Source organism: Chitinophaga sp. G7 BAM 1005, from assembly GCF_057126945.1.
The window spans coordinates 5,615,825-5,630,949 of record NZ_CP181478.1 but is presented as its reverse complement, the minus strand read 5'-3'; the positions used below and the strand labels follow the sequence as shown (position 1 = coordinate 5,630,949).

The following is a 15,125-nucleotide window of genomic DNA, read 5'->3' as shown; positions in this document are numbered from 1 at the left end:
TCCCATCCTATTATCTTTGCAGGTGATGAGAAAATTAAGCATGGATGAACTGGGCCGTAAAACGGTGGAAGAGTTCAGGGCTGCCGATAAAACGCCTATTGTACTGGTACTGGATAATATACGCAGCATGCACAATGTGGGGTCGGTGTTCCGTACGGCGGATGCATTCCTGGTGCAGGGAATCATTCTTTGCGGCTATACGCCGGTGCCGCCGCACCGCGATATCAATAAAACGGCGTTGGGCGCTACCGAAACGGTGGAGTGGCAGTATTTTGATACAACCGTGAGTGCTGTACAGGAGCTGAAAACAGCCGGGTACCGGGTGATGGCTATTGAGCAGGCGGTAAACAGCTATATGCTGAACAGTTTTGTACCACCTGCGGATCAGCCGCTGGCGCTGGTTTTTGGGAATGAAGTAAGCGGGGTAGACGGGGAAGTAATGAAGCTGGTGGATGGTTGTATTGAAATTCCCCAGCTGGGTATGAAGCATTCCTTAAATATTTCTGTGAGCACCGGTATTGTGGTTTGGGATATCTTTGTAAAATTGAAGAAGGCTTAAAGGACTAATTATATGATTTCTACGGTCAACAAGTATTTATCGCTGGTAAAGTTCAGTCACACGATTTTTGCCATGCCTTTTGCGCTCACCGGCTTTTTTATGGCTACCACCAAAGGAGGCGGCAGCTTTAACTGGGTTACATTTGCGCTGGTAGTGCTGTGTATGGTGTTTGCGCGGAGTGCGGCGATGGCGTTTAACCGGTGGCTGGATGTGGATATCGACAAGCTCAATCCACGTACGGCGAAAAGGGAAATACCGGCCGGTATCATATCTCCCAAAAATGCCCTGTTTTTTATTATAGCCAATGTGATATTGTTTATCATTACCACCTGGTTTATCAACCCGGTGTGCTTTTACCTGTCGCCGGTAGCTTTGCTGGTGGTACTGGGATATAGCTATACCAAGCGTTTTACCGCCCTTTGCCACCTGGTGCTGGGCGTAGGATTGTCGCTGGCGCCCATTGGCGCTTACCTGGCGGTAACCGGCAGTTTTGCGCTGTTACCTGTACTGGTATCTTTGCTGGTGCTGTGCTGGGTATCCGGATTTGACATTATTTACTCCCTGCAGGATGAGGACTTTGATAAATCGCAGCAGCTGAATTCCATCCCGGCCTGGCTGGGACTTTCCGGCGCCCTGCGTTTTTCCGAATTACTCCATGTAATAGCCGCGGCGCTGGTAGTAACGATCGGCTTAACCGGCCATTTTCACTGGATCTACTGGATAGGAGCCGCTGTTTTTGTGGTGATGCTGGTTTCGCAGCATCTGCTGGTAAAACCCGATGATCTCAGTAAGATCAATATTATGTTTATGACCACCAACGGGATTGCGAGCGTGGTGTTCGCTGTTTTTGCGATCACAGATATGCTCGTTTTTCATTAACCCGATACACTGCTAAAAAGCTACGATATGGCCCGCCTGATGGCAATAGATTACGGAAAAAAGAGAACGGGACTGGCCGTAACGGACCCTTTACAGATGATTGCCACCGGGCTTACCACCGTTGCCACGCATGACCTGATCCCTTTCCTGAAAAAATACTTCGCTGCCGAACAGGTGGAAACAATTGTAATAGGGGAACCCAAAGGACTGGATGGCAATGCTACAGACGCCACTGCATTGGTTACGGAATGTATCCGTATCATTAAAAAGAACTTCCCGGATATCCCTGTTGTAACGGTGGACGAGCGTTTTACCTCCAAAATGGCTTTCCAGACGATGATCGACAGCGGTCTGAAGAAAATGGACCGCCGGAATAAGGCCCTCGTTGATGAGATCAGCGCTACTATCATATTACAGGAATATCTCCGTAATAAAATATAATAGCATATAAAAAATCAGTAAAATCAGCGTAATCCAGAGAAAGACAACCTCCGCTTAACTCCGAAATTGTCTATCTTTGCGGATTAAACCAAGTATTTGAACATGATTTTGCCAATTGTAGCTTACGGTCACCCGGTATTGAGAAAAGTAGCAGAAGACATCACTCCTGAATATCCTAACCTGAAGGAATTGATTGCCAATATGTGGGAAACCATGTATGGTTCCAACGGCGTGGGCATTGCCGCCCCGCAGGTGAATAAGGCGATCCGGCTGTTTGTGGTAGATAGTGAGCAGATTATTCATAACCTGGAAGAAGACGAAAAGAACGATTATCCCGGAGATGAGGGCGTGAAAGGAGTGTTTATTAACGCGCATATTGTGGAAACCGGCGGGAAAGACTGGGCATATAATGAAGGATGTTTGAGTATTCCGAAGGTACGGGAAGATGTAAACAGGGCGGAAACAGTTACGCTGAGCTATGTGGATGAGAACTTTATCCCGCATGAAAGAACATTCACTGGTGTGACTGCCCGGGTAATCCTCCATGAATATGATCACATCGATGGTGTTTTATTCATTGATCACCTGAAGCCATTGAAGCGCAGAATGTTAAAAAGTAAGCTCGAAGATATTACCAAAGGCAAAATAAGAGTAGATTACAAGATGACTTTCCCTAAATAGGAAATAATTTTGTAATGTAAAGAAAACCTGTTATTTTGGTATCATAAAGTATAACATCCATATCCTCAAACTTGGGAGCTACCTTAACATACACTGAAGTTGAATTGATTCAGGGCCTTATGGCCAGGGATGAAAAAATATTCACTTATTTGTATGATCATTATTCACCTGCTTTATATGGCGTAGCCCTGAAAGTAGTAGGAGAAGAAGCCGCAGCGGGAGATGTACTACAGGAAGTATTTGTAAAGATCTGGCGGAATATTGACCGCTACGATGCCTCAAAAGGCCGGTTATTTACCTGGATGCTCAATATTACCCGCAACACAGCTATCGACAGTCTTCGCTCAAAAAATCATAAACTGGAACAGCGCGTACAGGATGTAAACAGTGTGGCACTGATGTATGAACCACAGCTGGCAGTACACTTATCTGTGGACCATCTTGGTTTAACCAAAGTGATTGAAAAGCTTCAAAAAGATCAACGTATTATTATAGACATGGCTTACTTCAAAGGACATACCCAGGAAGAAATAGCCAGGTCCCTTGAAATACCATTGGGCACCGTGAAAACCCGCATGCGCAATGCTATCATACAATTGAGAACACTGTTAAAACAATTGTAACTATAAGAAATAGTGGATGTACAACGATACATATCATCCGGAATCCTTGAAAGCTATGTATTCGGTATGTTACCGGAAGCAGAACAAGGTGAGGTAGAAACAGCCGTATCTCAATACCCCGATGTTAAAGCTGCAGTGGATTCATTGCAGCACGACAAGGAGCGTTTTGTGCAGCTGTATGCAGTAGCGCCTCCTCACGGCATTAAGGAACGGCTGATGGAAATTATCCGTCAGGAAAACACGCAGGAAGGAAACGACCTGCTACCGGATGAACTGCGTGCGCCGACGCCCACACCCGTGAACGGGAAAACCAAAAAACAAACGCAGCAACCAGCCAGGGAAACACCGCTAAAACAGCTGCCGGTGGCAAATAAATCAAATGACCGGATCTGGAAGTACCTGACCGCCGCCATCATAGCCTTGCTGCTGGGCAGCGTTTTCATGAATTTCTTTTTCTTCCGGAAATCCACTGACTATAAAAGCCGCTACCAGGCGCTGATAGCCACCAAAGAAAAGCTGGAAGCAGATAAAGAACAGCAGGCGATGACCAGTTTGAAGGAAACGCCCGGCAATGTGGTTGCAGATCCCCTGAATAACCCCGATTTTAAATGGACAAAAATTCCCGGTGGCGGCAAGTATGCTGGCAACCTGGTATCTGTAGGATGGAATGCAAAAACACAGGCTGTATACCTCCAGGCGCAACTGATGCCTGTACCTCCCGCCGGTAAGCAATTCCAGCTATGGGCCATTGCGAATAAGAAACTGGTGGATGCAGGTGTTTTTCTCACCGGCGCCGATGCATCACAACTGTTACAACAAATGAAAGCAGTAGCGATTGCCCAGGGCTTCGCCATTACGCTTGAAAAGAAAGGCGGTAGCCCTGACCCAAGTATGGACCAGGTATGCATGTCGGCAAAACTGGCAAACTAACGCCGGATTTGTTTATCATAAATGAGTATATCGCCTTTACCGGCACCCCGATTAACCATTTTCAAAGACGAATAACTATTATAGAAAAATATCCGTGAAAGCTGAAAACATGATGATCATGTTCCGTTTTGTCATCAAAACCTGCAACAACAAAAGTAGTATCCATGCAAGAAACTAAAAGCCTATCCTGGAAATGGCTTGCCGCCATCGCCGCCGTGCTGCTGGTGGGAAGCCTTATTTTGAATTATGTGTACTTTAACCGGTACAAGGAATTCAAGGAGTACAAAGACAAATACCAGTCTTTACTCGTATCCCAGAACTCCATTTTGTCCAAGAGCAAACAAATGCAGGAATCTCTGGATATTCTCCAGGATCCAAAAGTTCTGAAAGTGCCGATGCCAGGTACCAAAGCGTTCCCTGAAGCATTAGCTACTGTATTCTGGAACCCGCAAAGTCAGGAAGTGTATCTGAAAGTTAACCAACTGCCAGAACCAACTGCCGACAAACAGTATCAACTCTGGGCTATCGTAGATGGCAAACCGGTTGATATGGGCGTGTTCGAAATGGGTGATACAGCCAGCCTCCTCCAGAAAATGAAAGTAACCGGCAAAGCACAAATGTTTGCTGTTACACTGGAGAAAAAAGGTGGTGCGCTGCAACCTACTATGGAACAAATGTATGTGGCCGGAAAAATCCCCGGTTGATAAAAAGAGATAGTTCTTCTCTATCTCCTTTTAAAGAAAAACAGAAAGCTGTTGTAAGTGATACTTGCAACGGCTTTCTGTTTTTAGTATTTGCCTGGCGCCCACTTTGCTCTTTTTTACTAAATTGCAGCTATGTCACATTTTTGGAAAAGTATAGCCGGAACCATTGCTCTCAGCCTGTTACAATGTTTGCAACTCAACGCTCAGGACACAGCCCGCTATAAAGGAATGACGGTTAACCTGGATGAAGTTATTGTAGCTGCAAAGCGTATAGGCTTCGACGTTAACAGCTTTATTAAAAGGGTGGAAGATGACACCACCTTTTACCGCGCATTCAAAAACCTGCATATCGTAGGCTTTGATGCCATCAACGATATCCAGGTACTTGGCAAAAATGCACAGGTACAGGCTTCCCTGTATAATCAAACCCACCAGGAAATGAAAGGGAAATGCCGCACCATGCAGGTTTCTAACGAAAAAGTAACCGGCAACTTCTATACCCGTAAAGGGAATTATAATTATTATACAGCCGAATTATACGCTAACCTCTTCTTTACCAAAGGCACCGTGTGTACCGATGAATCAGGTGAAGATCCCGACCGCTCCAGCGGCAGCCTCGCCCGGCATAAGGCGCAGCTGAAACAACTGATCTTTAACCCCGGGAAACCTATACGTGGCGTGCCCATCGTAGGACCCAAAGTAGCCATCTTCAACAGCGAGGTAATGCGGTATTACGATTTTTCCATCACCGCCGAAAACTATGTGGACGGCACCTCCTGCTATGTGTTTACTGCCAAAACAAAGCCCGGTCTGAGCCGCATCGACAGGGCAGACGTAGTGATCGACGAGCTGATCACCTGGTTTAATAAAGATAACTTTGAGATCGTTGGCCGTAAATATGCCCTGTCTTACAAAACGATGCTGTTTGATTTTAATGTGAAGATGAATGTGCAGATGACCAAATACAATGGCCTCCTGATCCCCGCGCTGGTTACCTATAACGGCACCTGGAACGTACCCTTCAAAAAAAGGGAAACAGCCGTGTTTGCCGCTAAGTTCCTGAATTTTACGGGGGCGCAGTAATCGTTAATTCACCAAAGTAATAGTGCCGGTTTTATGTACGGCAAACCGGGTGATCACTTCTTTATAATCCACTATCCACACATAAGTAGCAATATCCGCTAAAGTACCGTTTACACGCCCGTTCCAGCCTACCTGCGGATCGGTAGTATAAAAAATCCGTTCTCCCCAGCGGTTATAGATGCTGAGCGTATAATCGTATATGGGACACCGGTATACCGGCCGGAAATAATCATTTCTTCCATCTCCGTTAGGAGAAAAGGCGGTGGGGAAGTATAGCTGGCATTCGCAGTCATGATATTTTACTTCTACCGAGTCAACAGATGTTCCGCAACTATTGGTAGCCACCATTGCATAAAACCCGGGCCTGGTAACGGTATACATGGGTGTGCTGGTACTGTCCTGCCACTTATAGGCGCCGCCACCGGCGCCGGTGGCGCGCAGCTGGTATACTTCATTTCTGCAGAGCAGTGTATCCGGGCCGAGGTTTACCCGCAGGGTATCTTCAAATTTCACGGAGATGCTGTCCATTGATTCGCAGCGGCCTATTTGTGCATGCACATAATAGAAGCCGGGCTTGGTTACATAATAGGTGGCCTGGTCGGAGCCATCCTGCCAGAGATATTGCCCGTTGCCGAAATCGGCGGTAAGCACCAGGAAGTTTCCTTTGCAGATGCTGGTATCGTTGCCGAGGTCCAGTTTTTTTAACCGGTTATAATTGATAAAGATGGTATCTACTACGCTGCAGGTGTTGTTGATTTCCACCAGCGCCCACAGGTTAGTAGTATTGCGGATAGTCACCGATGGTGTAGTAGCGCCGGTACTCCATTCCCATTTGGTGGCTTCGGGGATGGCCGGGGCCACGCGGATCGTTTCCCCGGGACACAGCAGGGTATCCGGCCCCAGTGAGAAAGGATAAGGGGCGCCGGTGAAAGTAATGGTGATATCATCCGACACCGTGGGGCATCCTTTCGGATATACGTCTACGTGATAAGTGCCGGAGGTATAAACATCCTGCGTAGGTTCTGTATTGCCGGTACTCCACAGATACGTACAGTTCTGCGCAGTAGCATCCAGCGCAATATGCTCGCCGGTGCATAATATGAGGTCTTTGCCGAGGTCGATCTCCGGGATAGGCGTATAAAAAATATTCACCGAGTCGGGATTCGGGCAGCCATTTATTTTTACTTTATAGGTAGCGGAAGTATCCACGAGGATGCTGCTGTTGGTGGAGCTGTCCTGCCACAGGTAAGTAGCGCCGGGAATGATGGGCGCCTGCAATGTCATAGTGCCGCCTTCACACAGGGTGATGTCCTGATCGCCGAGGTCGAAGATCACGGGGGTAACGATGGTAACGGGTTGTATAGTGGTATCCGGAACACCGTTGCGCCAGGCAATGAGGGTATCGGTATAGGTGCCGGTGCTGGTATAAATATGATACGCCTGCATGCTCCTGGAAGAATCTTTATCTCCCGAAGGGGGATCATTAAAAAACCATTTTACAGAGTCAATACCGGCGGGATTGATGATCAGGAAAAAAGAGGTATCGTTTACACAGGTAGAGGATACTGCAAAGGGGGTGTTCTGGGCGCCGGCCTTGTTGCTAAACAGGCAGCATACCAGCAGAACCGGTATAAGGAATACGAATCGACAGAAAACAGCTATTTGGTCTCTCATGCGTTGACATGGGTAATTGCCGCTAAGATAACCTAAACATGTAGAATATTTATAATAATAAATATGATTTTTGTAAGAAGATGATTTTAGCGGAGACAGTTCCCCGCTAAAACCGGGTATAAGTTATTCTTCATCATCTTTCAGTGGCCTGGCCGCGATGTATCTTTTCCACTTTTCCAGCACAGCCGTAAAGTCGGAAGGTAAGTTGCTTTCAAAGTGCATCTGCTCGCGGGTGCGGGGATGTATGAAGCCCAGCTGTTGTGCGTGCAGGGCATGACGGGGCATGATATTAAAGCAGTTTTCCACAAACTGTTTGTACTTCGTGTATACGGTGCCTTTAACGATGCGGTTACCGCCGTAGGTTTCATCATTAAACAGGGAGTGGCCGATATGCTGCATGTGTACACGGATCTGGTGGGTGCGGCCGGTTTCGAGGCGGCATTCAATCATGGTTACATAATTAAACCTTTCCAGTACGCGGTAGTGGGTGATGGCTTCCTTGCCGTATTCACCGTCGGGATATGCGTCCATGATTTTACGTAAGCGTTGATGGCGGCCTACGTGAGCTACCACCGTTCCTTCGTCTTCTTCAAAATCGCCCCATACCAGCGCAATGTAGCGGCGATGTACGGTGTGATCAAAGAATTGTTTGGCCAGGTCGTTCATCGCTTTCCCGGACTTGGCGATGACCAGCAACCCGCTGGTATTTTTATCGATGCGGTGTACCAGCCCGAAACGGGGAATTTCCGGCTCTGTAGCCTGGGTTTTATCGCCCAGGTACCACGAGAGGCCATTTACCAGTGTGCCATCGCGGTTACCGCAGCCGGGGTGTACTACCAGGCCGGCGGGTTTGTCGATGACCATAATATCGTCGTCTTCAAATACAATATTCAGCGGTAGTTCTTGTGGAATGATATCGGTATTTTCCGGGTTCCGGTTGGAAAACACAACGATCCTGTCCAGCGGCCGGATCTTGTAATTGGCCTTCACGGGTTTATCGTTCACCAATACCAGTTCATCATCCAGGGCCTGTTGGATCTTATTGCGGGTGGCGCCTTCTATGCGGTTAGTAAGGAATTTATCAATACGGATAGGGTCCTGACCTTTGTCGACCACCATATTAATCTTTTCATATAATTCCTCGCTGCCATCCCCGTTTTCCAGCTCATCTTCCAGTTCCAGCAATTCTTCAGCCATCAATATAATTTTTTGCAAAGGTAAAGCTTAGTTGGCAGTTTAGCAGCCCTGTAGGCAAATGTTCCGTATCACAGCGATTTGGCGTACCTTTGCGCGGCTGAAAAAGATTAATATGATCATGGATAAAGTAAAGCAGAAGATTGTAGTAAAAGACCTCGGCGTGATAGACTACCAGGCTGCCTGGGATTACCAGGAGCAGTTGCTGAAGGAAAATGTGCAGTTGAAAACCAGGGTGGCCGATCAGTTGCCAAAGGCTACTACCAACTACCTGTTGTTTTGCGAACATCCACCTGTGTATACCATCGGTAAAAGCGGGCATATGGAAAACCTGCTGATTTCCCAACAGGAGCTGCAGGAGCAGGGGATAGGCTTTGTGCCTACCAACCGCGGCGGAGATATTACGTTTCATGGTCCCGGCCAGGTAGTGGGTTATCCTATCCTGGATCTCGAAAACTTCTTTACAGATATCGGCAAATACCTGCGTTGCCTGGAAGAGGTGATCATCCGCACGTTGGCGGAGTATGGCGTAACCGGCGACCGTTCTTCCGGGGAAACCGGCGTATGGCTGGACCCGCACGATAAAGCGAAAGCCCGTAAAATATGCGCGATGGGGGTTCGTTGCAGCCGCTGGGTAACCATGCATGGCTTCGCCCTGAATGTAAATACCCTCATGGATTACTTCAATAATATTATCGCCTGTGGCATTGCAGACAAGCAGGTTGCCTCACTCGATAAAGAAGTGGGAAAGCCGGTAAGCCTCGAAGAAGTGAAAGCTAAGCTGAGCAAACATTTCGGCGAAGTATTCAACGCTGAAATGGTGTAGCATTACATTTTATAGTTCAATGGAATGAACAGGTTCCATTTCTCCTTTAATTTTCCATCCTCGAATATTTCGAAGTTGAACCATCCGGCATGCATGAAAATGGCTTTCTCCAAAATGAGGGAAGGGCCTTTTACCTGGTTTATATCAAAAAGGAAAGTACCGTTGGATTCATAAAACTTAATGGAGTATTTCTTTTGCGGTGCATCCGGCAGTTTTATGTTGATGTTACCATCGGCGGTAGTGTAGATGTAGTTGGAGGGATGCCAGGAAGCTCTTTCCGGCTCCCTGTTCTCCTGTTCCCGGCCTCTCAGTCCTCTTGAAGCATCCATGATATCGGCATACTGCAATTTCTGATCAGCGCGGATAGTGCTGTCGGACAAGGCCAGTACGGTTTTGCTGTACATGAAGCGTCCGTTGGTGAATAAAATAAAGAGACGATAATAGTTGCTGCCCGGTAACGGTTTATTATCGAGATAAGCATTCCTTGTTTGAGTAGGATAGCTGGCGTAACCAATGGTATTAAAGTTCAGTACGCTGTCGAGCGAGCGCTGTACCCCAATTTCTTTTACCTGTGTGAAGCCGGAGATCCAGTCCAGTTGTATTCTACCGGTTTTAATAGAAGCGGTAAAATTAGGTAGTACAGGTGGCACAAACTCCTGTGTCTGAGCGTTTCCTGCAAATCCGGTCAATAAAAAAATTCCAATAACAAATGTTATACGCACAATCTGCTTCATACTGATTATTCCGTGAGCTCTTAAAGTTGGCAAAAATACACTACCGTTCAAATATAACGAACAGTTTTTAAAAGGATAGAACGCCGGGAGGAAGGGAAAGATTGCCCTGAAGGCCGCCGGTGTGTATCAGCAATATGTTGCTGTTGGCCGGAAAGTAGCCCTGCTGGGCCAGATCGCGAAAGGCCATTACCAGTTTACCGGTGTAAATAATATCTGTTGGGATGCCTGTTTCTTTGTAAATAGTATTGATAAAATCTATAAGTGCAGGCGATTTCTTTGCATAGCCTCCACCGTGGTGTTCGTATAACAACTGCCAGCGGGTGATATTTCCGGGATGCAGGAGGTCTGTAACCTCCTTTTCGAGATACTGTGCGCCTTTCAGCACGGGAATCCCGATTACCTGCTGATGGGGTGCGGCACTGTTGATAAGGCCCGCAAGCGTGGTGCCTGTGCCTGCGGCACAGAGGATATGTGTATAATTTGTTGTGGGGAAGACAGACAGGATCTCTTCGCAGCCTTTGGCGCCCAGGGTGTTGTGACCGCCTTCAGGAACAACATGATAACCGGGATATAAGGTTTCGCCGCCTTTACCATTGCGATAATCCTCCCGGCTAATGAAAACCAGCTTCATGCCATTGTTTTCCGCGGTTTGCAATGTATGATTCAGGTGGTTGTAATGTTCTTCTCCCCGGATAATTCCTACGCAGGGCAATGCTGCTTCCTTACAGGCCAGCGCGGTAGCTGCAATATGATTGGAGTAGGCGCCGCCATAGGTAAGGATGCCGGTGTTGTTATTTGCCTTAGCCGCCGCGATGTTATATTTCAGCTTAAACCACTTATTGCCTGATACCTCCGGGTGAATTTTATCCAAACGCAGTATGGCAGCGTGGATATGCTCCGGCAGCCAGGTGGTTTGAAAAGATTCGAGGGTAATGTTGTTGTAAGAAAGCATGCAGCGGTTAAGTGATAAGGCGATAAAAAGATCAGGGAGATGAAAGCATACGGCAGCTTCCATCTCCCCAAATATAAAATCAAAAATGCTTATTAATCATTGGTTAAGAAACCGCCCTGGCCCCTGTATAGCTTCACTGCCTTATCCAGCTTCACTTTGAGCACCGTGATATATTTATCGTGTACATTTTCCGGTACATTTATAAAAACCAGTCCGGGTACGGGACTCCAGGAAATTTTGCCCACTACTTTGTGGGTCAGCTGGCTGTTGTTGCCCAGTACGGTGATGCTTTCAATTTTATTGGAGAGGCCCTTTACCATTACCTGGCCGCTGGTTTTAGCAGGCAGGAACAGGTAGAGGGTGCTGGAATCTTTAGAGAGGGTGGTGGGGCCATAAAAGTGTCCCTGCGGAATACCGCCGATGGTATTGAACACTGCTTCGCCGTTGCGTTTGTTCCAGGCGCCGAGTTCTTTCAGCATATGTACTTCTTCTTCAGGGATGCTGCCATCGGCTTTGGGGCCGATATCGAGGAGGAGGTTACCGCCATTGCTGACGGCATCCACGAAGATGGTGATAATTTCGAAGGGTGTTTTCCAGTTGTTGTCCTGTGGCTGCCATCCCCAGTTATTGTTGATGGTCATGCAAAGCTCCCACCAGTGGTACTTCGGGCGCGACACGGGGAAGTTCTGTTCCGGGGTTTCATAATCGCCGTAACCCTGGAGGCGTCCGTTGATAATGGTGTTGGGGTTATGGGAGGTGAGCATCTGTCTCATTTTTTGTGCTTCCCATTCGTCGGCGGAATGTTCCCAGTCGCCATCGAACCACCACAGGTCCGGGTTGAACTTCGTCATTACTTCGGCCATCTGGCCTTCATAAAATTTCAGGAAGCGTTGCCATCTTTCGGGCTGGGCTTTGATTTCGTAGCGGTTGCTGTCTTTCAGAAACTGCGGATAATCGTTGTGGCTCCAGTCGATCAGGGAGAAATAGGCGCCACATTTGATACTATCGCGCCGCAAAGCTGCGTAGAGTGGGGTGAGCACGTCTCTTTTCGCCGGTGTACTGTTAGCAACATCCAGTTTACTGTATTTGCTGTCCCACAGCGCTACGCCATCGTGGTGTTTGGTGGTCATTACCGCATAGCGGGCGCCGGATTCTTTGATCAGGTCGGCCCATGCCTGCGGGTTGTAATTATTTGCAGTAAAGCCTTTCAGCTGCTGCATGTAATCGGGGTAGGATATTTTTTTGTTGTGGAAGGACCAGGATTCGTCTATTCCTTTGACAGAATAGATGCCCCAGTGAATAAAAATGCCCAGTTTGGCATCGGAGAACCACTGCATTTTTTCTTTGATGTCATCCGGATTTGTTTTCTGTTGCGCATGGGCAGCGGTAAGAAGCTGCATGGCAAAGGCTACCAGCACTAATACTCTCTTCATTGTTCAGTTTAATTAATCTTTAAAAAAGGGTGTTACTACAAAAAGAAAGTGTGAAAATAGTTTTAATGATTAAATTTAGCGCCGATATTTTTAGGTAAATAGTTGACACTTATAAAACTAATATCAGAAAAATGCAACCGACTTTATTGATTTTGGCGGCCGGTATGGCCAGCCGCTACGGCAGTTTAAAGCAAATCCAGCAATTTGGCCCCAGTGGTGAAACTATCGTTGACTACTCTATTTACGACGCTATCAGCGCCGGTTTTGGAAAAATAGTGTTCATCATCCGCGAGAATTTTGCGGCTGAGTTCAAGGAGATCTTTGAACCAAAGCTCAAAGGCCGCGTGGCTGTTGATTTTGTATACCAGGAAATGGATGCTTTTTTAGGAGATCATGCGGTGCCGGCCGAAAGAACCAAGCCGTGGGGTACTGCCCACGCCGTTCTTTGCGCCAAAAATGCTATCAATGAGCCATTTGCAGTGATCAATGCAGATGATTTCTATGGTACCGATGCTTTCGTTAAAATGGCGGCTTTCCTGAACAACGACTGCAAACCCAACGTATACAGCGTGGTAGGTTATGAACTGGGCAAAACTATCAGTGAGCATGGTTCCGTATCCCGCGGTGTATGCGAAGTAAGCGCAGACGGTAACCTGGCGGCTATCAACGAAAGGACCAAGATATACGCTGAAAACAACCAGATTGTTTATGAAGAGGCAGATGGCAGCAAACATCCGTTAGCAGCCAACACGCCGGTATCCATGAACTTCTGGGGATTTCATCCGAGCGTATTTGAACTGAGCCAGGGCCTTTTCAGTGAATTTCTGGAAAAAAACAGCAGCAATCCTAAATCGGAGTTCTTTATTACGATTGTAGCCGATGAATTTACCCGCCGTGGTATTGGCCAGGTAAAGGTAATACCAACCAGCGCAAAATGGTTTGGCGTTACTTACAAAGAAGATGCACCGGGTGTGCAGGCCAGCTTGTCGGCGCTGGTTAAGAATGGAGAATATCCAGACAATTTATGGAAATAAAACCCAACAAAAAGATCCTTCAGGCTTTCGGACTTGAGCCTGAAGGATTAAATGTCCGAAAATTTGGATCAGGACACATCAACAACACTTTTTTGTTAGAAAAAAAGCAGGACGGCAGTAGATACGTTTTACAAAAGATCAATGTAAACGTATTTAAGGAACCAGGAGTTATCGCCGCCAACCAGAGAATGGCAGCGGATTATCTGGCAGTTCATCATCCCGGCTATCTGTTTATTACGCCGATCCCCACGGTTAACGGGGAAGAGCTCTTTGTAATTGACAACGAATACTGGAGATTGATCCCTTTTATTGCGGATTCCGTAACGGTAGACCAGGCCGACAACCCAAAGCAGGCGTATGAAGCAGCCAGACAATTTGGCCGCCTCGCCAGTTACCTTTCGGGAATTGACCTGAAGCCGTTTAAAGCTTCGATTCCAAACTTTCACAACCTGACCCTTCGGTACAGCGCCTTCCAGGAGGCTATCCGAACGGCAAAGGAAGACCGGAAAGTTGCAGCAGAAGAGCTGATTGAAGATTTCCTCCGCTATTCTGACATCGCAGTAACGTATGAACAACTGAAAACAAATCCTGAATTCAGGGACCATCTGATGCATCATGATACCAAAATCAATAACGTATTGCTCAACAAGGATACTTATGAAGGTATTTGTGTATGTGACCTGGATACCCTGATGCCCGGAAAAATCATCTCGGACCTCGGTGACATGGTACGCACTTATGTTTGCCCCGTGTCTGAAGAAGAAAGGGATTTCAGCCAGATCGTTATCCGCGAAGAATACTACGAAGCCCTTATGCAGGGGTATCTCGCAGAGATTGGCGGTACTTTGACAAAAGTAGAAAAAGAGCAACTGTTCTTTGCCGGGAAGTTTATGATCTACATGCAGGGGATACGCTTCCTCACCGATTATCTGAACGGTGATGTATATTATCCCATCAAGTATCCGACACACAATTACGACCGCGCAAAAAACCAACTGGTTTTACTTCAGCGGCTCATGGAAAAAGAAACAGTACTGCAGGATATCATCGACAAATGCCTGCATGTCAATGTAACAAGTGAACAGTAAATGAAATCATTTTTTAGAACGTGAACAGTAAATGAAATGAAATCATTTTATCCCGGTGCTTCCTGCACCGGGATTTTTTTTTACGCGGAGGTTGTCTTTTTCAGGATTAAACGGATTACACTGATAACCTTGATCGGACTTTTGGGATTTTAAAGGATTTGGGGAGATATAAGTGGATATACCCGCTTATATCTCCCCAAATCCTTTAAAATCCAACATGATCAAATCCCTAAATCAGTATAATCAGCGTAATCCTGAATAAGACAATTTCCGCGTCTTTTGTACACAAA

General features: G+C 46.8%; 16 protein-coding genes. 11 read left to right on the top strand and 5 right to left on the bottom strand.

Going from position 1 to position 15,125, the window contains the following annotated elements; genetic code table 11:
- The first annotated feature begins 25 nt into the window (after positions 1-25).
- The 8 genes from ACMXI2_RS22325 (at position 26) to ACMXI2_RS22290 (ending at position 5,900) form a co-directional block, all read left to right on the top strand.
- Positions 26-559 carry an RNA methyltransferase gene (locus ACMXI2_RS22325; protein WP_483778272.1) on the top strand — a complete coding sequence of 178 codons (534 nt, stop codon included), beginning with the start codon at positions 26-28 and terminating at the stop codon, positions 557-559.
- A 12-nt stretch (positions 560-571) separates the two neighbouring features.
- Positions 572-1,438, top strand: coding sequence for a UbiA-like polyprenyltransferase (locus tag ACMXI2_RS22320; RefSeq protein WP_483778271.1), 867 nt, complete (start codon positions 572-574; stop codon positions 1,436-1,438).
- A gap of 27 nt (positions 1,439-1,465) precedes the next feature.
- Positions 1,466-1,879: a Holliday junction resolvase RuvX gene (gene ruvX, locus ACMXI2_RS22315; RefSeq protein ID WP_079470504.1), complete on the top strand. Its 414-nt coding sequence runs from the start codon at positions 1,466-1,468 to the stop codon at positions 1,877-1,879.
- A gap of 102 nt (positions 1,880-1,981) precedes the next feature.
- Positions 1,982-2,560 carry a peptide deformylase gene (gene def / locus ACMXI2_RS22310; RefSeq protein ID WP_420990386.1) on the top strand — a complete coding sequence of 193 codons (579 nt, stop codon included), beginning with the start codon at positions 1,982-1,984 and terminating at the stop codon, positions 2,558-2,560.
- A 119-nt stretch (positions 2,561-2,679) separates the two neighbouring features.
- Complete coding sequence (locus tag ACMXI2_RS22305; RefSeq protein WP_079470502.1) at positions 2,680-3,183, top strand: RNA polymerase sigma factor; 504 nt, start codon at positions 2,680-2,682, stop codon at positions 3,181-3,183.
- 66 nt (positions 3,184-3,249) lie between these two features.
- Positions 3,250-4,113: an anti-sigma factor domain-containing protein gene (locus ACMXI2_RS22300; protein ID WP_483778270.1), complete on the top strand. Its 864-nt coding sequence runs from the start codon at positions 3,250-3,252 to the stop codon at positions 4,111-4,113.
- Between the two features lie 164 nt (positions 4,114-4,277).
- Positions 4,278-4,817: an anti-sigma factor gene (locus ACMXI2_RS22295; protein WP_483778269.1), complete on the top strand. Its 540-nt coding sequence runs from the start codon at positions 4,278-4,280 to the stop codon at positions 4,815-4,817.
- Between the two features lie 132 nt (positions 4,818-4,949).
- Positions 4,950-5,900 (top strand): hypothetical protein, encoded by a 951-nt coding sequence (locus ACMXI2_RS22290; RefSeq protein WP_483778268.1) that lies wholly within the window; start codon positions 4,950-4,952, stop codon positions 5,898-5,900.
- A 3-nt stretch (positions 5,901-5,903) separates the two neighbouring features.
- Here the strand turns inward: ACMXI2_RS22290 and ACMXI2_RS22285 are convergent, their stop codons facing one another.
- Together ACMXI2_RS22285 and ACMXI2_RS22280 are read right to left on the bottom strand one after the other, a co-directional pair.
- The gene (locus ACMXI2_RS22285; protein WP_483778267.1) at positions 5,904-7,574 is read right to left on the bottom strand and encodes a T9SS type B sorting domain-containing protein; all 1,671 of its coding nucleotides are present in this window, start codon (positions 7,572-7,574) and stop codon (positions 5,904-5,906) included.
- A 123-nt stretch (positions 7,575-7,697) separates the two neighbouring features.
- Positions 7,698-8,771 (bottom strand): RluA family pseudouridine synthase, encoded by a 1,074-nt coding sequence (locus ACMXI2_RS22280; RefSeq protein WP_483778266.1) that lies wholly within the window; start codon positions 8,769-8,771, stop codon positions 7,698-7,700.
- Positions 8,772-8,889: 118 nt separating this feature from the next.
- Here ACMXI2_RS22280 and lipB point away from each other — a divergent pair, with 118 nt between their 5' ends.
- A complete protein-coding gene (gene lipB, locus ACMXI2_RS22275; RefSeq protein WP_483778265.1) occupies positions 8,890-9,594 on the top strand; it encodes a lipoyl(octanoyl) transferase LipB in 705 nt (234 codons plus the stop codon).
- Positions 9,595-9,596: 2 nt separating this feature from the next.
- Here the strand turns inward: lipB and ACMXI2_RS22270 are convergent, their stop codons facing one another.
- The 3 genes from ACMXI2_RS22270 to ACMXI2_RS22260 all read right to left on the bottom strand — a co-directional run bounded on the left by ACMXI2_RS22270 (position 9,597) and on the right by ACMXI2_RS22260 (position 12,713).
- Positions 9,597-10,328 (bottom strand): hypothetical protein, encoded by a 732-nt coding sequence (locus ACMXI2_RS22270; protein ID WP_483778264.1) that lies wholly within the window; start codon positions 10,326-10,328, stop codon positions 9,597-9,599.
- A gap of 67 nt (positions 10,329-10,395) precedes the next feature.
- Complete coding sequence (locus ACMXI2_RS22265) at positions 10,396-11,343, bottom strand: 1-aminocyclopropane-1-carboxylate deaminase/D-cysteine desulfhydrase (protein WP_483778263.1); 948 nt, start codon at positions 11,341-11,343, stop codon at positions 10,396-10,398.
- Positions 11,344-11,372: 29 nt separating this feature from the next.
- The gene (locus tag ACMXI2_RS22260; protein WP_483778262.1) at positions 11,373-12,713 is read right to left on the bottom strand and encodes an alpha-L-fucosidase; all 1,341 of its coding nucleotides are present in this window, start codon (positions 12,711-12,713) and stop codon (positions 11,373-11,375) included.
- Between the two features lie 131 nt (positions 12,714-12,844).
- Between ACMXI2_RS22260 and ACMXI2_RS22255 the strand changes: the two genes are divergently transcribed.
- Both ACMXI2_RS22255 and ACMXI2_RS22250 read left to right on the top strand, forming a co-directional pair.
- A complete protein-coding gene (locus ACMXI2_RS22255; protein ID WP_483778261.1) occupies positions 12,845-13,747 on the top strand; it encodes a sugar phosphate nucleotidyltransferase in 903 nt (300 codons plus the stop codon).
- Positions 13,738-14,835: a phosphotransferase enzyme family protein gene (locus tag ACMXI2_RS22250; protein ID WP_483778260.1), complete on the top strand. Its 1,098-nt coding sequence runs from the start codon at positions 13,738-13,740 to the stop codon at positions 14,833-14,835. Before ACMXI2_RS22255 ends, ACMXI2_RS22250 begins: the two co-directional genes overlap by 10 nt.
- Positions 14,836-15,125: the final 290 nt, after the last annotated feature.